The organism is Streptomyces albidus (ex Kaewkla and Franco 2022) (genome assembly GCF_013870515.1).
GTDB classification, from domain to species: Bacteria; Actinomycetota; Actinomycetes; order Streptomycetales; family Streptomycetaceae; genus Streptomyces; species Streptomyces albidus.
On record NZ_JACBXA010000103.1, the window covers coordinates 1 to 18,635 of the forward strand.

The window sequence follows — 18,635 nt, forward strand, 5'->3', positions numbered from 1 at the left end:
GCACGAGGACGTGGCCGCCGGATCGGTGCTGCCGCTTCTCGCCGACGACGCCGTGCGCGCCTTCGCCGACGGGCTGCTGCGTTCCCTGCGGGATCACGACGCGAACGGCAGGGGCGACCTCGTCGCGTCCCTGCGCGCCTGGCTCTCGCGGCACGGGCAATGGGACGCCGCGGCGGCCGACCTGGGCGTCCACCGGCACACGTTGCGCTACCGCATGCGCCGCGTGGAGGAGATCCTCGGACGCTCCCTCGACGACCCGGACGTACGCATGGAGCTGTGGCTCGCCCTCAAGGCGACCGGCTGACGATCCCGCGCCTCGCCGGAGCAGGACCGGCCCGTCTGACGGTCCGCCGGAGGCCCGTCGAGGGCACGGCAGGCTGACGCAGGAACCACGCAATGTGTCCGTGCCAATCCGGAGTGCATGGTCGCGGGAGTCTGCCGCGCCGGACAAGAAGCTCTCGCTTCCGGACGCCCTACGGTTGGTGGGGGAGAGCTGACGCGTGCCCACCGGGGGCGGTCGACGCACTCCTTCATCCACTGACATCCCACCGATTCCGGAAGGGCGGTCCCCGCAGTGTCGACAGCGACTTCCCCGCACGCGTTCTGGCTCGCCGGCCGCGAGGCCACAGGCGATGACACGCTCGATGTCACCTCGCCATGGGACGGCCGGCTCGTCGGAAGCATCAGTCTTCCCAGCGAGGCCCAGGTCGAGGAGGCCGTGGCCGCCGCTGCCGCCGTCGCCGACGAGTTCTCGGCGACTCCTGCGCACGTACGGGCCGCAGCCCTCGACCACGTCGTGGGCCGCCTCAAGGAGCGGTCGGAGGAGATCGCCACCCTGATCTCGGCGGAGAACGGCAAGCCCATGAAGTGGGCGCGCGGCGAGGTCGGCCGGTGCGTCTCCGTCTTCCGCTGGGCCGCCGACGAGGCCCGCCGCTTCAACGGCGGCGAGGCCCAGCGGCTGGACTCCGACGCGGGCGGCGCGGGGCGCCTCGCCCTCACAAGGCGCTTCCCTTACGGGCCCGTGCTCGGCATCGCGCCCTTCAACTTCCCGCTCAACCTGTGCGCGCACAAGGTCGCCCCCGCACTGGCCGTCGGCACCCCGATCATCCTCAAGCCCGCCCCCGCCACCCCGCTGTCCGGTCTGCTGATCGGCGAGCTGCTCGCGGAGACGGAGCTGCCGGCAGGCTCGTGGTCCGTGCTGCCCGTTCCCAACGACCGGATGCCGGACCTCGTGCAGGACGAGCGGCTGCCGATCATCTCCTTCACCGGCTCCGCCCCCGTCGGCTGGTCCATCCTCGACTCGGTGCCGCGCAAGCGGGTCACCCTCGAACTCGGCGGCAACGGCGCGGCGATCGTCCTGGGGGACTTCCGGTCCGAGGAGGACCTCGACTGGGCGGCCCAGCGCATCGCCACCTTCTCCAACTACCAGGCGGGCCAGTCCTGCATCTCCGTGCAGCGCGTGATCGCGGACGCCTCGGTGTACGACCGGCTGGTGCCCAAGGTCGTCACGGCGGTGGAGGCACTTCGTACCGGTGACCCCTCCGACCCGGCCACCGACGTCGGCCCGCTGGTGAGCGAGGACGCGGCCAAGCGGCTCGAGTCGTGGGTCGATGAGGCCGTCTCGCGTGGTGCGAAGCTGCTGACCGGCGGCAAGCGCGAGGGCGCGACCTACGCCCCGACCGTCCTGGAGGACGTCGCGCCGGACACGCAGATCGGCTGCGAGGAGGCGTTCGGCCCCGTCATGACGTTCACGAAGGTGGACGGCGAGGAGGCCGCCTTCGCGGCGGCCAACGACTCCAAGTACGGCCTTCAGGCAGGTCTGTTCACGCACGACATCCAGGCCGCGTTCCGCGCGCACCGCTCGCTCGAGATGGGCGGCGTGGTCGTCGGCGACGTGCCTTCCTACCGCGCCGACCAGATGCCCTACGGCGGCGTCAAGGAGTCGGGCGTGGGCCGTGAAGGCGTCCGGTTCGCGATGGAGGACTACACCTACGAGCGCGTGATGGTCCTCACCGGGCTGGAGCTGTAGTTCCCTCCCGTCTCAGCAGGACGGGCATACCGCAGCGGGCCCTCGCGCAGAGCGTGCGCGGGGACCCGCTGCCGTGCGGTTCAGATGGCGGCGAGGTCTCCTGCGAAGACGACCATCTGATCGATGCGTCCGTCCCGCAGATGCACCATGTCGGTGCCCGTCAGCAGAGGACGGCCGGCCTCGTTCCGGTAGCTCCAGCTGTAGCGCGCCCACTCGCCGGGGGTGTCCACGACGGTCGTACGGGTCACCGTGCCCGGACCCTCGGGGTGGGCGCGGAGCTCGGTGATGAAGGTCTCCACGGCCTCGACGCCGACACTGCGGCCCAGCGGCCCCCAGAAGACGACGTCGGACGTGAGCGCGCGCGCCAGAAGTTCGGTCACGTAGGCCGAGTTCGAGGCGTTGAAGGCGGCGAGGAAGGTGTCTACAGCGTCTTCGCTGGTTTCGGCCTGCATGCCTCCGTCCTATCAGAAGGACGGCCCGGGCACAGGGGCGCGCATGCCGCTTCCGGCTCACGCATACGCTACGAGCGGGCGCCGCCCGGCAGTTGAGCCGTCCGGGCGTGTGCCGTCCGGGCCCGCGAATCCGCCACCCTGCCCGCGACCGCGCGGCTGACCCGAAAGAGGGACGAGTGTTCGTCTTCGCTCACATCAGCGACATCCACCTCGGCCAGGACCGCGGCGACGGCGGCGCTCGCGCCCGTGAGCGCACCGAGCGCGTGCTGCGCTGTCTCGACGAGCTTCCCGGCGAGCTCGACGCCGTGATCCTGACCGGCGACGTCGCCGATCACGGCACACCCGGGGAGTACGCGGAGGCCGCCGAGGTGCTCGGCTCGTTCCGGTACGCGCCGCTGCTGTGCCCCGGCAACCACGACGTCCGCGGCGCCTACCGTGCCGGACTGCTCGGCGGCGACCCTGGCGACAGCTCGCCCGTCAACCAGCTGCACGTACTGCCCGGCGCCACCTTCGCCATGTGTGACTCCAGCATTCCGGGCCGCGGCGACGGCTATCTCGACGACGCGACCCTGGAGTGGCTCGACGACGCGCTGGCCGGGGCACCGCACGACAGGCCTGCCTTCGTCTGCTTCCACCACCCGCCGCTGCCGTTGCACGGCCAATACGTCGACCCCATCCGCCAGTTCGGAGAGGACCGCCTCGCCGCCGTGGTCGAACGGCACGACCATGTCTCGGCGCTGCTGTGCGGTCACAGCCACACACCGGCGACGACTGTCTTCGCCGGACGGCCGTTGGTGGCCGCACCCGGCGTCGTCTCCACGCTGAGAATGCCGTGGGAGGGCGAGAAGGACGGTCCCATCGACTACGCGCTCCCGCCGATGCTCGCCTTCCACGTCCACGACGACGAGGGCCGCCTGACGACCCATTTCCGCGTCGTTCCGTAGGAGCGCCCCCGCCCGGCACGGCGGGAGGCGGGCTCCGCAACAGCCGCCGCCTCCCGCCGTGCCGGCCGAAACGGCGGCCGGCCCTCGTCGCCGTCACCCTGCTCGGTGAACGGCTCACTTCTGTGACGGCTGCCGGGCCGTCGGCGGGGCATGCACATCAGGGACCGGCGTGCGCGGAGTCTGGTACGCAACGGATGAATCGGGTACATACGAGCGAGTAGCACCGGCCGGTAGTGCACGGCGTCCACTGTCCCTACCACGCGGCGAGATGAGTGAGATGACTGTCTCCGAGCGCGAAGCCCGAGAAGTAGCCGAGGCCGCACGCGAACAGGACTGGCGAAAGCCCAGCTTCGCCAAGGAAATGTTCCTGGGCCGCTTCCGGCTGGACCTGATCCACCCCCACCCGGAACCGCCCGCGGAGGACGTACGGCGCGGCGAGGAGTTCCTGACGAAGCTGCGCGACTTCTGCGAGGCGACCATCGACGGCGCGCGGATCGAGCGCGAGGACCGCATTCCCGACGAGGTCGTCACCGGCCTGAAGGACATCGGCGCGCTCGGCATGAAGGTCGGCCCCGAGTACGGCGGCCTCGGCCTGACGCAGGTCTACTACAACAAGGCGCTGGCCATGGTCAGCAGCGTCAGCCCCGCTGTGGGCGCGCTGCTGTCCGCACATCAGTCGATCGGCGTGCCGCAGCCACTGAAGATGTTCGGCACACAGGAGCAGAAGGACATCTTCCTCCCGCGCTGCGCCCGTACGGACATCTCCGCGTTCCTGCTGACCGAGCCCGACGTCGGCTCGGACCCGGCCCGGCTGGCCACGACGGCCGTGCCGGACGGCGAGGACTACGTCGTCGACGGCGTGAAGCTGTGGACCACCAACGGCGTCGTCGCGGACCTCCTTGTCGTCATGGCCAGGGTGCCCAAGTCCGAAGGGCACAGGGGCGGCATCACCGCATTCGTCGTCGAGGGCGACTCCGAGGGCATCACCGTCGAGAACCGCAACTCGTTCATGGGACTGCGCGGCCTGGAGAACGGCGTCACCCGTCTCCACCAGGTGCGCGTCCCGGCGGCCAACCGCATCGGCAAGGAGGGCGAGGGGCTCAAGATCGCCCTCACGACCCTCAACACGGGCCGGCTCTCGCTGCCGGCCACCTGCGTGGGCGCGGGCAAGTGGTGCCTGAAGGTCGCCCGCGAATGGGGCGAGGCGCGCGTGCAGTGGGGCCGGCCCGTCGCCAAGCACGAGGCGGTGGGCAGCAAGATGTCCTTCATCGCCGCGACGACGTTCGCGCTGGAGGCAGTCGTCGACCTGTCCAGCCAGATGGCGGACGAGCAGCGCAACGACATCCGCATCGAGGCCGCCCTCGCGAAGCTGTTCGGCAGCGAGATGGCGTGGCTGATGGCCGACGAACTCGTCCAGATCCGGGGCGGGCGGGGCTTCGAGACCGCGGCGTCCCTGGCGGCGCGCGGCGAGAAGGGCGTACCGGCCGAGCAGTTGCTGCGTGATCTGCGCATCAACCGCATCTTCGAGGGCTCGACGGAGATCATGCACCTCCTCATCGCCCGGGAGGCCGTGGACGCGCACCTCTCCGTCGCCGGCGACCTGATCGACCCGGACAAGACCCTCTCGGACAAGGGCCGAGCAGCCGTCTCCGCCGGCGGCTTCTACGCACGCTGGCTGCCGAAACTGGTCGCGGGCCCCGGTCAACTTCCCAGCGCCTACGCCGACTTCGGAACCCTCGCGGCTCACCTTCGCTATGTGGAGCGCACCTCGCGCAAGCTGGCCCGCTCGACCTTCTACGCCATGTCGCGCTGGCAGGGGCGCATGGAGACCAAGCAGGGCTTCCTCGGGCGGATCGTGGACATCGGAGCGGAGCTGTTCGCGATGAGCGCCGTGTGCGTCCGGGCCGAGAAGGTGCGCCGTGACGCCATGAGCAGCGGAGTCGAGGACGGCAAGGCCGCGTACCAGCTGGCGGACGTCTTCTGCCGGCAGTCCAGGATCCGCGTGGAGGAGCTGTTCGGACGCCTGTGGCACAACACCGACGACCTGGACCGGAAGGTCGTCGACGGCATCCTCGGCGGGGCGTACGCCTGGCTGGAGGAGGGCATCATCGACCCCTCCACCGAAGGCCCGTGGATCTCCGAGGCGATTCCGGGACCGTCGAAGAAGAAGAACGTGCACCGGCGGATCCGCTGACGGCACGCACCGTGCGAGAGGGGGCAGGCGCCCGGCGAGCTGTGATCAGCGCCGGGCGCCTGTGCCCACGGGGCGCGCCGCCCGGCGCCGCCCCGAGGCCGCGTCACAGCAGAGTGGCGAAGGACCAGAACCCGTTCTCCGGGTCGCGGGCGCCGTACTCTCGCTGGCCGTAGGGCATGTCCTGCGGCTCGTACCAGATCTGCGCCCCCGCGGACCGGGCCCGCGCGAAGTGCGCGTCGACGTCCTCGACGTAGACCAGCACCATCGCGTGCGCCGCCGGCAGTCCGGCGGGCGAGGACATGCCCATGTCCGCGCGGGCGCGGCTGAGCATGAGGAACTTGTCGCCCACACGCAGTTCGATGTTGAGGACCTCGCCGTCAGGGCCCTCGTGGGTGGAGACCGCCGTGAAGCCGAAGGCGTCGGCGAGGAAGTCGCGGATGCCTGCGGGGTCGTCGTAGAAGAGGTACGGGACCACGCTGGGCGTGGGAATCTGGTCGCTCATGAGGTGACCGTAGGAGCGTGGGCAGCGCTTGTATTGGACGTTTGTCAGGTGTCCTGCGACGGCTCGGCGGCCCGCAGCCGGAGGTGTTCCCGTGGTGAGCTGCCGGCCAGCCGCTTGAACTCGCGGTTGAAGTGCGGCTGGTCGCAGTAGCCGCCGAGGAACGCGACCTGCGCGGCCGGGAGTTCGCCGTCCTCGAGGAGCCGGACCGCACGCTCGAACCGCCGGATGCGGGCGAGCGTCTTCGGGGCGACGCCGAAAGTGTGCTGGAAGCGCTGAGTCAAGTACGGGCGGCTGCACCCCAGTTCGGTCGCGAGAGAGCCGATGTCGAGGTTGCCGCCGCTGCCGTGGATGCGGCGCCAGGCCCAGGTCAGGTCACCACCGGGGAGGCGGGCTGCCGTGACGCGGGTCAGGAAGGCCTCATCGAGCAGGGCGAAGCGTGCGGGCCAGTCCGGTGCGTCACGCAGCTGGTCACTCATTCGTGTGCCTGTGCGGCCCAGCACCTCCTCCAGCCGGACCGTGCGGCCGCGGAGCGAGCACAGCGGGACCCCGAGGACGAGGTGAGCACCGAGCAGCGTCAGATCGACCTGCAGACCGCGGACCACCGTGGGCCAGTGAGTCGCGACGAAGGCCTCCTGCGGCCCGCCGGTGAAGCTGTCGAAGCTCTCGACGGGGCCTTCCGTCTCGCCGGGACGGCCCAGTGCGAATCCGCCTTCGAACGCGATGACGAGCGGGAGCGTCGTCCCCGGCAGTTCACGGCGCTGCACCGGCCGGCCCATCCGCATCGCGAAGCCCTGGTAGCGCAGTACGAGCCCTGCCAGCCGGGCGTCCGGTGCGCGGCCGGTGAACTCCAGCTCGCCGCCGTCCATGACAGCAGCGTAGAAGCATCGGGCACGCCCGTCAGGGTGCGCGGGGAAGGCGGTGACCCCGCTTCACCGAGGAGCCGTCAGAATGGGGGCATGACGGATTCCCTCGCTGACCCGCACCTGCGGCTTTCCGGTTCGCACGACCTGCCTGACGGGCCGCGCGACATCGTGATCCTCGGGTCGACCGGCTCCATCGGCACCCAGGCGGTCGATGTCGTACTGAGCAACCCCGACCGCTTCCGCGTCATCGGTCTCTCCGCCGCCGGCGCCCGGGTGGGGCTGCTCGCCGGGCAGGCCCACCGGTTGCAGGTGCGCACCGTCGCCGTCGCGCGCGAGGACATGGTGGGACAGCTGCGCGAAGCGCTGCGCGCCGAGTACGGGCCGGGGGAGCCGATCCCCGAGGTGCTGGCCGGGCCGGACGCGGCCACGGAGCTGGCGGCGAGCGAATGCCACACCGTGCTCAACGGCATCACCGGCTCCATCGGACTGGCACCCACCCTCGCCGCGTTGAAGGCGGGGCGGATGCTGGCACTCGCCAACAAGGAGTCGCTGATCGTGGGCGGCCCGCTGGTGAAGGCGCTGGCGGAGCCGGGCCAGATCGTCCCCGTGGACTCCGAGCACTCGGCGCTCTTCCAGGCGCTCATGAGCGGTACGCACGCCGAGGTGCGCAAGCTGCTCGTCACCGCCTCGGGCGGCCCGTTCCGCGGCCGTACGAAAGCCGAACTGTCCGACGTCACCCCCGAGGAGGCGCTCGCGCACCCCACCTGGGACATGGGCCCGGTCATCACCGTCAATTCGGCGACCCTGGTCAACAAGGGCCTGGAGGTCATCGAGGCGCACCTCCTCTACGACGTGCCCTTCGACCGGATCGAGGTCGTCGTCCACCCCCAGTCGGCCGTGCACTCGATGGTGGAGTTCATGGACGGCTCGACCATCGCCCAGTGCGGCCCGCCCGACATGCGGCTGCCGATCGCGCTGGGCATCGGGTGGCCCCGCCGGGTGCCCGACGCCGGTCCGGTCTTCGACTGGTCGCGGGCGATGTCGTGGGACTTCTTCCCGCTGGACGCGGAGGCCTTCCCGGCCGTGCCGCTCGCCTTCCAGGTGGGCCGGTCGGGGGGCACGGCGCCGGCCGTCTACAACGCCGCGAACGAGGAGTGCGTCGAGGCGTTCTTGAGCGGAAGGCTGCCGTTCTCCGGCATCGTGGATACGGTTGCCGCTGTGGTCGAGGAGCACGGTCCACCGCGGGCAACCGCGCTGACGCTCGCCGATGTCCTCGACGCTGAGACCTGGGCGCGTACGCGCGCCCGTGAACTGGCGACGGCAGCAGCGGAGGCCCGCGCATGACCACCCTCATGACGATTCTCGGCATAGTCGTGTTCATCGTCGGCCTGCTCTTCTCCATCGCCTGGCACGAGTTGGGGCACCTGTCGACGGCGAAGATGTTCGGCATCCGAGTCCCGCAGTACATGGTCGGCTTCGGCCCGACGATCTTCTCCCGGTACAAGGGCGAGACCGAGTACGGGATCAAGGCGGTGCCGCTCGGCGGCTACATCCGGATGATCGGCATGTTCCCGCCCGGCGAGGACGGCACGCTGCGCGCGCGGTCGACGTCGCCCTTCCGCGGCATGATCGAGGACGCGCGTGCCGCCGCCTACGAGGAGCTGAAGCCGGGGGACGAGAAGCGGCTCTTCTACACCCGGTCCCCCTGGAAGCGCGTCATCGTGATGTTCGCCGGGCCGTTCATGAACCTGATCCTGGCGGTCGTGATCTTCCTCGTCGTGCTGATGTCCTTCGGCATCAACACCCAGACCACCACGGTCTCCTCCGTGTCCAAGTGCGTCATCCCCGCTTCGGCGAAGTCCGACAAGTGCCCCGCGAACGCAAAGGACTCGCCCGCCAAGGCGGCAGGGATGCTGCCGGGGGACAAGATCGTGGCCTTCGACGGGAAGCGTGTGGGGGAGTGGAGCACCCTCCAGCAGCAGATCCGGGACACCACGGGCCCGGCCAGCATCACCGTCGAGCGTGAGGGCGCCCGTAAGACCCTCCAGGCGGACCTGATCTCCAACAAGGTCGCCAAGTCCGACGGCCGCGGCAGCTACGTCGAGGGTCAGTACGTCACGGCGGGGTTCCTCGGGTTCACCCCGGCCAGCGGCGTCGTGCAGCAGACCTTCCCCCAGTCCGTCGACCGCATGAGCGACATGATGGCCTCCGGTGTGCAGGCGCTGGTCGCACTCCCCTCCAAGGTCCCCGACCTGTGGGACGCGGCCTTCGGCGGCGGGGAACGCAAGCAGGACTCCCCGATGGGCGTGGTCGGTGCGGCCAGGGTCGGAGGCGAGGTCTTCTCCCTCGACATCCCGCCCACGCAGCGAGTGGCGACGATGCTCTTCCTGGTCGCGGGCTTCAACCTCTCCCTCTTCCTCTTCAACATGCTGCCGCTGCTGCCGCTGGACGGCGGGCACATCGCGGGGGCCCTGTGGGAGTCGGTGCGGCGGGCCTTCGCCAAGGTCTTCCGGCGGCCCGACCCCGGCCCGTTCGACGTGGCCAAGCTGATGCCCGTCGCCTACGTGGTCGCCGGCATCTTCATCTGCTTCACGCTGCTGGTTCTGGTCGCCGACGTGGTGAACCCGGTCAGACTCGCTGGATAGTGCCGTCCGGCGGACGGCCGAAAGATGACGGGCTGCGGCACCCGGGGAAGGTTCGTCCCCGGGTGCCCTGCTTCGGGTGGTTACCGGGGAGTGATGTGCTCGTACGGGTGACGGTGCCGTAATCTCAAGTGCTGGAGCCCGTCGATCCATCGGGACTTCTCGATCCATACCTTGGGGTTGCACGCCTGATGACAGCGACAGCGATTTCGCTAGGAATGCCGGACGTACCGACCAAGCTCGTCGACCGCCGCACCAGCCGGAAGATCCAGGTCGGTCCGGTGGCGGTCGGCGGTGACGCGCCGGTGTCCGTGCAGTCGATGACCACGACCCGTACCGCCGACGTCGGCGCGACGCTCCAGCAGATCGCGGAGCTGACCGCCTCCGGCTGCCAGATCGTGCGCGTGGCCTGCCCCACGCAGGACGACGCGGACGCGCTGTCCACCATCGCCAGCAAGTCGCAGATCCCCGTGATCGCCGACATCCACTTCCAGCCGAAGTACGTCTTCGCAGCCATCGACGCCGGCTGCGCCGCGGTGCGCGTCAACCCAGGCAACATCAAGCAGTTCGACGACAAGGTCAGGGAGATCGCCCAGGCCGCCTCCGCCGCCGGCACCCCCATCCGTATCGGGGTCAACGCGGGCTCGCTCGACAAGCGGCTGCTCCAGAAGTACGGCAAGGCCACACCTGAGGCGCTGGTCGAATCGGCGCTGTGGGAGTGCTCCCTCTTCGAGGAGCACGGCTTCCGGGACATCAAGATCTCGGTCAAGCACAACGACCCCGTCGTCATGATCAACGCCTACCGGCAGCTCGCCGCGCAGTGCGACTACCCGCTGCACCTCGGCGTCACCGAGGCCGGCCCCGCCTTCCAGGGCACCATCAAGTCCGCCGTCGCCTTCGGCGCGCTGCTGTCCGAGGGCATCGGCGACACCATCCGCGTCTCGCTCTCCGCGCCGCCCGCCGAGGAGTGCAAGGTCGGCATCCAGATCCTGGAGTCGCTCGGCCTGCGCCAGCGGCGGCTCGAGATCGTCTCCTGTCCGTCCTGCGGCCGCGCCCAGGTCGACGTCTACAAGCTGGCCGACGAGGTCACCGCAGGCCTCGAAGGCATGGAGGTGCCGCTGCGCGTCGCCGTCATGGGCTGCGTCGTCAACGGCCCCGGCGAGGCCCGCGAGGCAGACCTCGGCGTCGCGTCCGGCAACGGCAAGGGTCAGATCTTCGTCAAGGGCGAGGTCATCAAGACCGTCCCCGAGTCGAAGATCGTGGAGACGCTGATCGACGAGGCGATGAAGATCGCCGAGCGCATGGAGAAGGACGGCGTCGCCTCGGGCGAACCCCAGGTCGCCGTCAGCGGCTGATCCCGCAGGGGAAGACGCCGTACCGAGGCACACGAGCACGGCGGGCCCGGGAGCCTTCGGTTCCCGGGCCCTCCCCTCAGCCGTCACTCACGGCAATGAGCTGAGCTCTCCGGGGTACGCTCGTGGGACGTCCCCATTTCCCCTCTCCCCGTCCTCCAGCCCTCGGGGCCGTCACGGTGAGGCATCCGGAATCTTGTTGACCACCACCTCCACCAGGGTTGTGGACCCCGGCGAACTCGACGACGTGCTCGCGATCCTGCATCGCGAGCCGGTCAACAACGCCTTCATCGCTTCCCGCGTGCACGCCGCCGGGCTGGACGCCGTACGGCTCGGCGGAGAGATGTGGGGCTGGTATCAGCGAGGGCGACTGAGCGCGCTGTGCTACGCCGGAGCGAACCTCGTGCCGCTGTGCGCCGGGCCGGAGGCCGTCCGTGCCTTCGCCGAGCGGGCGCGGCGGCAGGGGCGGCGCTGCTCGTCCATCGTGGGCCCCGCCGGACCGACCTCCGGGCTGTGGTCATACCTGGAACCTCACTGGGGGCCGGCCCGCGACGTCCGCGCCCACCAGCCCCTGATGGTCACCCGCGAGGTCCCGCACGACGTCGCCCCCGACCCGCTCGTACGCCGCATCCGCAAGGACGAGATGGACGTGGTCCTGCCGGCCTGCGTGGCGATGTTCACCGAGGAGGTCGGCGTCTCGCCGCTCGCGGGTGACGGGGGTCTGGTCTACCAGTCACGGGTCGCGGAACTCGTGGGCGCCGGACGGTCGTTCGCCCGCGTCGAGGACGGCGAGATCGTCTTCAAGGCGGAGATCGGGGCGGCCACGCCTCACGCCTGCCAGATCCAGGGCGTGTGGGTCACGCCGAAGCGGCGCGGGCAGGGCCTGTCCGAGACCGGCATGGCAGCCGTGCTGCGGTACGCGCTGCAGGAGGTCGCGCCCGTCGCGAGCCTCTACGTCAACGACTTCAACGAGGCGGCGCGCGCCACCTACCGGCGTGTGGGCTTCCGCGAGGTCGGGGCTTTCATGAGCGTGCTGTTCTGAGAGTGCGCTGTCCCGGGGCTCCGTGCGGACGCCCCGCGTGGCCCGCACGTCATCGCGAAGCTGTAACCCCTAGTAGCCTCCCGGGCATGCACCAATCCGACGGGGGATCACCGCCCCAGGACCCCCGTGAGGCGGTCATCGGCCCACTCGATCTGGAAGCGCACGTCGACGACGCGCTCGCCGTTCAGGCCGTCGCCTTCGGGCTGGACGACGACGAGATCGGGGTGCGGCGCCACATCGTCCTGCGGCACATCGGCTCCCCGGGCGCCAGGGCGCTGGGGGCCACGAACGACGAGGGGCGGCTCGTCGGATTCGTGTACGGGATGCCCAACGACCGTACGCACTGGTGGTCCACGGTGGTTGCCGGATATCTGCGCCAGTCCGGGTACGAGGGCTGGCTGAACGACTCCTTCGTCGTCACGGAGCTGCACGTGCACCCGCTGTACCAGCAGCGCGGTATCGGCCGTCGGCTGATCACCATGCTCACCGACGGCGCCGACGAGCCGCGCTCGCTGCTCTCGGCCATCGACACCGACAGCCCCGCCCGCGCGCTCTACCGCGATCTGGGCTACGGGGACCTCGCGCGGCACGTGCACTTCCCGAGTGCGTCGAGCCCGTATGCGGTGATGGGGGCCTGGCTTCCGCTCCGCCGGGACTGACGGCCCGTTCGGACTGACCGCTCGCCGGGGGCGTCGGGCAGCGGGGAATCGCATTTCCGTGCCGTGTGCGGTGCCGGATAGTCTCCTCCCCAGTCACTTCACCCACCGCACGGAGAATTCCATGGCAGCCCGAGTCCAGCGCTTGTCCCGGTCGATGCTGAAGACGTTGCGCGACGACCCGGCCGACGCCGAGACGACCAGCCACAAGCTGCTGGTGCGCGCGGGTTACGTGCGCCGTGCGGCCGCCGGCATCTGGACGTGGCTGCCGCTCGGCCTGCAGGTGCTGGAGAACGTCACGCGGGTCGTGCGCGAGGAGATGGACGCAGTCGGCGCCCAGGAGGTGCTGCTCCCCGCGCTGCTGCCGAAGGAGCCGTACGAGATCTCCGGCCGCTACGAGGAGTACGGCGACCTGCTCTTCCGTCTCAAGGACCGCAAGGGCGCCGAGTATCTGCTGGGCCCGACGCACGAGGAGATCTTCACCCAGGTCGTCAAGGACCAGTGCACGTCCTACAAGGACCTGCCGGTGACCCTCTACCAGATCCAGACCAAGTACCGGGACGAGGCGCGGCCCCGCTCCGGCATCCTGCGCGGCCGTGAGTTCACGATGAAGGACGCCTACTCCTTCGACCTGAACGACGAGGGCCTCGCCGAGTCCTACCGCCAGCAACGTGAGGCGTACAGGCGCATCTTCGAGCGGCTCGGCCTGGACTACCGCATCGTCTCCGCCGTCTCCGGCGCCATGGGAGGTTCGGCCTCCGAGGAGTTCCTCGCCCCTGCGGCAGCCGGTGAGGACACCTTCGCGCAGTGCCCCTCCTGCGGCTTCGCGGCCAACACCGAGGCGCTCTCCGTCTCCGTCGCCTCCGCCCCGGCCGCGGAGCACCCCGCGATCGAGGAGCTGGACACCCCGGACACCCCCACCATCGAGACGCTCGCCGAGCACCTGGGCGTCCCGGCGTCGGCCACGCTCAAGAACCTGCTGGTCAAGATCGACGGTGAGATCGCCGCCGTCGGCGTCCCCGGGCACCGCGAGGTCGACCTCGGCAAGCTCGCCGAGCATCTCGCCCCCGCGGAGGTCGAGTTGGTCACGGCGGAGGACTTCGTCGACCGGCCCGACCTCGTACGCGGATACGTGGGCCCGCAGAACGGCATGGCCGGCAAGGCGTTCCGCTACATCGCGGACCCCCGCATCGGCCCCGGCACGGACTGGATCACGGGTGCCAACAAGCCCGACAAGCACGCACGGAACGTGGTCTGCGGCCGCGACTTCGAGGTGGACGACTACCTCGACGTGGTCGTCGTCGAAGCGGGCGACCCCTGCCCGTCGTGCGGTTCCGGCATCGTGCTCGACAGGGCGATCGAGATCGGTCACATCTTCCAGCTCGGCCGCAAGTACGCCGACGCGTTCGAGCTCGACGTGCTGGGGCAGGACGGCAAGCCCGCGCGCGTGACGATGGGTTCGTACGGCATCGGCGTGACCCGCGCGGTCGCCGCACTCGCCGAGCAGACCGCCGACGAGCAAGGGCTGTGCTGGCCCCGGGAGATCGCCCCGGCGGACGTCCACGTCGTCGCAGCGGGCAAGGCCCTGCAGACCGAACTCGCCCTGGATGTCGCCGATCAGCTCGGCGCCGCCGGTACGCGCGTCCTCGTGGACGACCGTGCGGGCGTCTCGCCGGGTGTGAAGTTCACCGACGCGGAGCTGATCGGCGTGCCCACCATCCTGATCGTGGGCCGGGGTGCGAAGGACGGCCTCGTCGAGCTGAAGGACCGCCGCACGGGCGAGCGTGAGGAACTGACCGTGGCCGGCGCGGTGGAGCGTCTTTCGGCCAACTGACCGGCGGAGTAAGGGCGTCACCCTCCGCGAGGGCGGCGCCCGCTCCGAATCCGTCACGCGTTGCGTCGCCGGTGCAGTTCCAGCACTTCGCGCGCCGTCGCGGCCATGGCCTCGTCCACCATCTGCCCTTCGAAGGTCACTGCTCCCGCCCCTCGCGACTGCGCGTCGCGCACGGCCTCGATCAGGCGGGCGCAGCGGGCGAGTTCGTCGGGTCCGGGGGAGAAGACCTCGTTGATGACCGGTACGTGCGACGGGTGGACGGCGACCATGCCGGCGTATCCGAGCGAGCGGTTCTCCTCGGCGAACCGGCGCAGCCCGGTCAGATCGCGGATGTGCGTCCACAAGCCTGCGACGGGATGCGCGGCACCGGATGCCCTGGCGTCCAGCAGGACACGGGACCGCAGCGCGAGGGTCTCGGTGCCCTCCGGGCTCCAGCGGTACCCGACGGCGCGCTCGACATCGCCGCCGGGGGCCGTGACGGCGCCCAGGTAGGCGACGCGGGAGGCCGCCCATCCGATGCCGTACGCGTCGCGCAGGGCAGCGGCGGTCTCCAGGAGCGGTACGAGCGCGATGCTGCCCGGGGGCATGCCCTGTTCGTGCTCGCACCAGCTCAGCAGCCGGTCGGCGAACCGTACGTCCTCGGGGCTGCTCACCTTGGGCAGAACGACGCCTGCCAGCGGGGGAGTTGCCACCGCCCGCAGCTCCTCGGCCGCGTTCCATCCGTCGAGGGGGTTGACCCGTACGAACAGCGCCATGTCGCCCGGCGAGGCCCCCTCCGGCTGCGCCGACTCGGTCCTGCTCAGGAGGAGTTCGCGCACACGGGCACGCGCGGCCTGCTTCTCCTGGACGGCCACCGCGTCCTCCAGGTCGAGGATCACGGCGTCGGCACCGGACGCCTCCGCCTTGGGCAGCCACTCCGTCCGGGTGCCGGGCACGAAGAGCATGGAGCGCAGCGGAGGCCGGTGGGCCGTCTCGCCGTGCCGGGCCGGCCCGCCGCTCTCAGACGACACCCTGCTCCTCCAGTTCGGCCAGCTCCGCCTCACCCAGGCCCAGCCAGTCCTGATAGACGAGGCGGTTGTCCTGCCCCAGGGCCGGGCCGGTCCGCCACACCCGCCCTGGGTTCTGCCGGAAGTGCGGGAGGACGGCCTGCATCCGTACGGGACCGAGGTCCGGATCCTCCACCGTGACGATGTCCTCGCGCTCGGCGTAGACCGGATCGGAGGCGATGTCCGCCGCGTCGAAGACACGGGACGCCACCACCTCGTTCCGCTCGAGCTCCTCCAGGCATTCGTCCGTGGAACGCCGGGCCACCCAGGCACGCAGCCCGTCGTCCAGCTGCGCACGGCCCGCCTGCTGGGCCTCCACGGTGGCGAAGTCCTCTTCGGGCAGCCCCAGCAGGCGCACGACGTTGAGGACCGAACGGGCCGTCGCCGACGTCACGGTGATCCAGTCGTCGTCGCCGGAGAGGTAGGTGTTGATCACGGCGGCCGGGGCGACGGCGAGCTGGTTGCCCGACCGCTCGGGCACCGTCCCCAGCTGGTCGTGCACGATGACCTGCCACTCGACGAGCCGGAAGAGGGGCTCGAAGAGCGCGAGGTCGATCCACTCACCGTCGAAGTCCGGGTCGCGCTCCTTGCGGTGCAGTGCGGCGAGGATCGCGTAGGCGCCCATCAGTCCGTTCACCGCGTCACCGTGGGAGAAGCCGGTGTGCACGGGTGGCCCGTCCGGGAAGCCCGTCAGATGGACGACTCCGCTGCGGGCCTCGCCCATCTTTCCGAAGCCGGGCTGGTCGGCCTGCGAAGAGGTCGCACCGTAGCCGGATATCTGAAGCAGTACGGCCTTGGGGTTCAGACGGTGCACGGCCTCCCAGTCGAGGCCCCACTTCCGCAGGCGCCCGGGCCGGAGGGTGACGATCACGACGTCCGCCCAGGCGACCAGCCGGTGGGCCATCTCGCGGCCCGACTCCTGATGCAGGTCGAGGGTGACGGAGCGCTTGTTGCGCCCGGCAACCTTGAACCAGAGGGGGACTCCGTCCCGCCGGGGCCCCATCGCGCGGGCCGCGTCACCTGAACCGGGTGGCTCCACGTGGACGACCTGGGCGCCCTGGTCGGCGAGCATCGAGCCCGCCAGCGGTCCGGCCACGACGTGGGCGAACTCGACCACTTTCAGGTCGGACAGCTGGCCGCTTCCTTCGTGGTCCCCGTGGTCGTTCGGCACAGCGGCGCTCCCTCGGTCGGCTCCGGCCCATGGGCGTACGGCAACGGCCGCCCGCCCTCAGGAGCCTTCAGCGTCTCCGAACAGAGAAATGCCTGTCCAGCAAGAAAGCCCCATGAATCGATGCGCTTTTTGCATGGGATGGCAGTGCTGCCCGAGTCCGGCACTCAGGCCCAGGAGACGCCTTCGGGGAGCTCTGCTCCGTTTTCCCTGAGCCCGTCGAGCGTCTCCAGGAAGCGGTGCGCCGCGAGCGGTACGGTGCGCCGCGCACGCATCACCACGTCGAGCCGCCGGTGCACGGCAGGGCGGGTCAACGGGCGCCAGACGAGGGGGCCGGCGCCGAGGAGCGGCAGCACGAGCGCGGGCATCGCGGACACTCCGAGCCCGGCGGCGACCAGACCTCCGACCGTCGCCACATTGCCGGCCTCGGCCGCGGGCGCCACCTGGGCGTCGATCTGTGCGAACGTCGCGTCGGCCAGCCGCCGCACGCTGGAGTCCCGGCCGACGGCCAGGTAGGGGTGCCGTGCGAGGTCCTCCCAAGCGACCTCCTCGGCCTCCGCCAGCGGGTGTTCCGGCGGCAGCACGGCGACGAACCGGTCCCGGACGAGAGGCCGGTGCTCCAACTGCCCCGAGGGCTCACCGAGGGTGGTGATCGCGAAGTCCGCGTCGCCCGCCAGGACCCGTCCCAGTACGGAACGTTCCAGTCCGTCCATGATCCGCATGGCCACCTGAGGGCGCTGCCTGCGGAAGCCGGAGATCACTCGCGGCAGCAGGACGGCGGCCACCGACGGCAGCGTGGCCACGGCGACCGTCCCCGATTCGCCGAGCAGGAAGCGCTCCAGCTCCTTCATGCCCGCCCTGTGCGCATTGACGATCTGGTCCGCGATCCGCAGCGTCTCGGTGCCCGCAGCCGTCAACTGCACGTTGCGTGTGTCGCGTTCCAGCAGCTGGCTGCCGAGCAGGCGCTCCAGGTCGGCGACCGCACGGCTCAGCGACGACTGCGAGACGTGGAGTTGGGCCGCCGCCGCGGTGAAGCTTGCTGCCCGGGCGACGGCGGCGAACGCGGAAAGCTGGCGCAATGTGGCATCCATGGCCCGCGAGCCTAGGCGCCGCAGGCCCACTCATGCACAGGTCGCATGAATGAATCCCGGTTCGATGCTGGACATCGATTCGACCGGGCTCCGAAACTCTCGGGCAACGCCGCGGCGCCGCGTGCAGGCCGTCGTCCGGAACCGTGACACAGGAGAGCGAGAGATCATGCTGGCAGCCCTGGGGTTTTCCACGATCGGTCTCTTCCTGCTGCTCACGATGACCAAGCGGGTGTCGGTCCTCGTCGCCCTCGTGCTGCTTCCGGTGCTCGCGGGGCTCATCGGCGGATTCGGCAGCCGGCTGGGCGAGATGATCCTCGCGGGGCTCTCGACGGTGGCTCCCACCGGAATCATGATCGCCTTCGCGGTCCTCTACTTCAGCCTCATGGTGGACGCCGGGCTCTTCGACCCCCTCATACGAGGCATCCTGCGCCTCGCCCGCCGTGATCCGCTCCGGATATGCATGGGCACGGCCGTCCTCACGATGTGCGTCGCGCTGGACGGCGACGGCGCATCCACCTTCCTCATCACCGTCTCCGCGCTGCTGCCCGTCTACCGGCAACTGGGAATGCGTCCCCTGGTCCTGAGCGGCATCATCTGCCTGGGCGCCGGCGTGATGAACATGATCCCGTGGGGCGGCCCGACCGTACGGGCCGCCGCCGCGCTCAAGCTGGACACCTCCGAGGTCTTCGTGCCGGTGCTGCCCGCCATGGCCTGCGGCATCGTCTGGGTCCTGCTGGCCACGTATCTGATCGGACGCCGTGAGCGGAAGCGGCTGGGCCTCCTCGGCGCACTCCCTGACGACCGGCCGGGCGGGGCGGAC

Annotated in this window: 17 protein-coding genes; 11 read left to right on the forward strand and 6 right to left on the reverse strand. The window is 70.4% G+C overall.

All coding sequences use genetic code 11. The features are described 5' to 3' along the window. Both H5J26_RS16670 and H5J26_RS16675 read left to right on the forward strand, forming a co-directional pair. On the forward strand, positions 1-304 hold a 304-nt coding region (locus tag H5J26_RS16670), incomplete at its 5' end, for a PucR family transcriptional regulator (RefSeq protein WP_181766655.1). 270 nt (positions 305-574) lie between these two features. After that, complete coding sequence (locus H5J26_RS16675; RefSeq protein ID WP_181766656.1) at positions 575-2,029, forward strand: aldehyde dehydrogenase family protein; 1,455 nt, start codon at positions 575-577, stop codon at positions 2,027-2,029. 80 nt (positions 2,030-2,109) lie between these two features. Here H5J26_RS16675 and H5J26_RS16680 read toward each other — a convergent pair whose 3' ends face one another. Then, entirely contained in the window at positions 2,110-2,481 is a 372-nt protein-coding gene (locus H5J26_RS16680; protein ID WP_181766657.1) for a nuclear transport factor 2 family protein, read from the reverse strand. Between the two features lie 176 nt (positions 2,482-2,657). Between H5J26_RS16680 and H5J26_RS16685 the strand changes: the two genes are divergently transcribed. Together H5J26_RS16685 and H5J26_RS16690 are read left to right on the forward strand one after the other, a co-directional pair. Further along, complete coding sequence (locus H5J26_RS16685; RefSeq protein WP_181766658.1) at positions 2,658-3,425, forward strand: phosphodiesterase; 768 nt, start codon at positions 2,658-2,660, stop codon at positions 3,423-3,425. A 277-nt stretch (positions 3,426-3,702) separates the two neighbouring features. After that, positions 3,703-5,619: an acyl-CoA dehydrogenase family protein gene (locus H5J26_RS16690; protein ID WP_181766669.1), complete on the forward strand. Its 1,917-nt coding sequence runs from the start codon at positions 3,703-3,705 to the stop codon at positions 5,617-5,619. A gap of 103 nt (positions 5,620-5,722) precedes the next feature. Here H5J26_RS16690 and H5J26_RS16695 read toward each other — a convergent pair whose 3' ends face one another. Together H5J26_RS16695 and H5J26_RS16700 are read right to left on the reverse strand one after the other, a co-directional pair. Then, the gene (locus H5J26_RS16695; protein ID WP_181766659.1) at positions 5,723-6,121 is read right to left on the reverse strand and encodes a VOC family protein; all 399 of its coding nucleotides are present in this window, start codon (positions 6,119-6,121) and stop codon (positions 5,723-5,725) included. Positions 6,122-6,165: 44 nt separating this feature from the next. Beyond that, a complete protein-coding gene (locus H5J26_RS16700; RefSeq protein WP_181766660.1) occupies positions 6,166-6,987 on the reverse strand; it encodes a helix-turn-helix domain-containing protein in 822 nt (273 codons plus the stop codon). A gap of 90 nt (positions 6,988-7,077) precedes the next feature. Here H5J26_RS16700 and dxr point away from each other — a divergent pair, with 90 nt between their 5' ends. The 6 genes from dxr to H5J26_RS16730 all read left to right on the forward strand — a co-directional run bounded on the left by dxr (position 7,078) and on the right by H5J26_RS16730 (position 14,510). Further along, entirely contained in the window at positions 7,078-8,328 is a 1,251-nt protein-coding gene (dxr, locus tag H5J26_RS16705) for a 1-deoxy-D-xylulose-5-phosphate reductoisomerase (RefSeq protein WP_181766661.1), read from the forward strand. Beyond that, the gene (locus H5J26_RS16710) at positions 8,325-9,629 is read left to right on the forward strand and encodes a M50 family metallopeptidase (protein WP_181766662.1); all 1,305 of its coding nucleotides are present in this window, start codon (positions 8,325-8,327) and stop codon (positions 9,627-9,629) included. Before dxr ends, H5J26_RS16710 begins: the two co-directional genes overlap by 4 nt. Positions 9,630-9,844: 215 nt before the next feature. After that, a complete protein-coding gene (gene ispG, locus H5J26_RS16715; protein ID WP_181766663.1) occupies positions 9,845-10,981 on the forward strand; it encodes a flavodoxin-dependent (E)-4-hydroxy-3-methylbut-2-enyl-diphosphate synthase in 1,137 nt (378 codons plus the stop codon). A 193-nt stretch (positions 10,982-11,174) separates the two neighbouring features. Beyond that, positions 11,175-12,020 carry a GNAT family N-acetyltransferase gene (locus tag H5J26_RS16720; RefSeq protein WP_181766664.1) on the forward strand — a complete coding sequence of 282 codons (846 nt, stop codon included), beginning with the start codon at positions 11,175-11,177 and terminating at the stop codon, positions 12,018-12,020. Between the two features lie 86 nt (positions 12,021-12,106). Then, entirely contained in the window at positions 12,107-12,679 is a 573-nt protein-coding gene (locus tag H5J26_RS16725) for a GNAT family N-acetyltransferase (RefSeq protein ID WP_181766665.1), read from the forward strand. A gap of 121 nt (positions 12,680-12,800) precedes the next feature. Next, complete coding sequence (locus H5J26_RS16730) at positions 12,801-14,510, forward strand: proline--tRNA ligase (protein WP_181766666.1); 1,710 nt, start codon at positions 12,801-12,803, stop codon at positions 14,508-14,510. Positions 14,511-14,563: 53 nt separating this feature from the next. On the opposite strand, the gene H5J26_RS16735 is transcribed toward H5J26_RS16730, so the two are convergent. The 3 genes from H5J26_RS16735 to H5J26_RS16745 form a co-directional block, all read right to left on the reverse strand. Then, entirely contained in the window at positions 14,564-15,520 is a 957-nt protein-coding gene (locus H5J26_RS16735) for a CoA ester lyase (protein ID WP_309237945.1), read from the reverse strand. Then, complete coding sequence (locus H5J26_RS16740; RefSeq protein ID WP_181766667.1) at positions 15,510-16,727, reverse strand: CaiB/BaiF CoA transferase family protein; 1,218 nt, start codon at positions 16,725-16,727, stop codon at positions 15,510-15,512. The genes H5J26_RS16735 and H5J26_RS16740 overlap by 11 nt, the downstream gene beginning before the upstream one ends. 164 nt (positions 16,728-16,891) lie before the next feature. Then, complete coding sequence (locus tag H5J26_RS16745) at positions 16,892-17,815, reverse strand: LysR family transcriptional regulator (protein WP_181766668.1); 924 nt, start codon at positions 17,813-17,815, stop codon at positions 16,892-16,894. 166 nt (positions 17,816-17,981) lie between these two features. On the opposite strand from H5J26_RS16745, the gene H5J26_RS16750 reads away from it, so the two are divergent. Beyond that, positions 17,982-18,635, forward strand: a 654-nt coding sequence (locus H5J26_RS16750) for a citrate:proton symporter (protein ID WP_235980768.1), incomplete at its 3' end; no start/stop codon positions are given.

What these genes read in the sequence shown, in the direction of transcription:
- dxr (WP_181766661.1), top strand. Translation starts at nt 7,078, where the DNA reads ATGACGGATTCCCTCGCTGACCCGCACCTGCGGCTTTCCGGTTCGCAC.
- H5J26_RS16680 (WP_181766657.1), bottom strand. Translation starts at nt 2,481, where the DNA reads ATGCAGGCCGAAACCAGCGAAGACGCTGTAGACACCTTCCTCGCCGCC.
- ispG (WP_181766663.1), top strand. Translation starts at nt 9,845, where the DNA reads ATGCCGGACGTACCGACCAAGCTCGTCGACCGCCGCACCAGCCGGAAG.
- H5J26_RS16695 (WP_181766659.1), bottom strand. Translation starts at nt 6,121, where the DNA reads ATGAGCGACCAGATTCCCACGCCCAGCGTGGTCCCGTACCTCTTCTAC.
- H5J26_RS16745 (WP_181766668.1), bottom strand. Translation starts at nt 17,815, where the DNA reads ATGGATGCCACATTGCGCCAGCTTTCCGCGTTCGCCGCCGTCGCCCGG.
- H5J26_RS16700 (WP_181766660.1), bottom strand. Translation starts at nt 6,987, where the DNA reads ATGGACGGCGGCGAGCTGGAGTTCACCGGCCGCGCACCGGACGCCCGG.
- H5J26_RS16690 (WP_181766669.1), top strand. Translation starts at nt 3,703, where the DNA reads ATGACTGTCTCCGAGCGCGAAGCCCGAGAAGTAGCCGAGGCCGCACGC.
- H5J26_RS16710 (WP_181766662.1), top strand. Translation starts at nt 8,325, where the DNA reads ATGACCACCCTCATGACGATTCTCGGCATAGTCGTGTTCATCGTCGGC.
- H5J26_RS16725 (WP_181766665.1), top strand. Translation starts at nt 12,107, where the DNA reads ATGCACCAATCCGACGGGGGATCACCGCCCCAGGACCCCCGTGAGGCG.
- H5J26_RS16730 (WP_181766666.1), top strand. Translation starts at nt 12,801, where the DNA reads ATGGCAGCCCGAGTCCAGCGCTTGTCCCGGTCGATGCTGAAGACGTTG.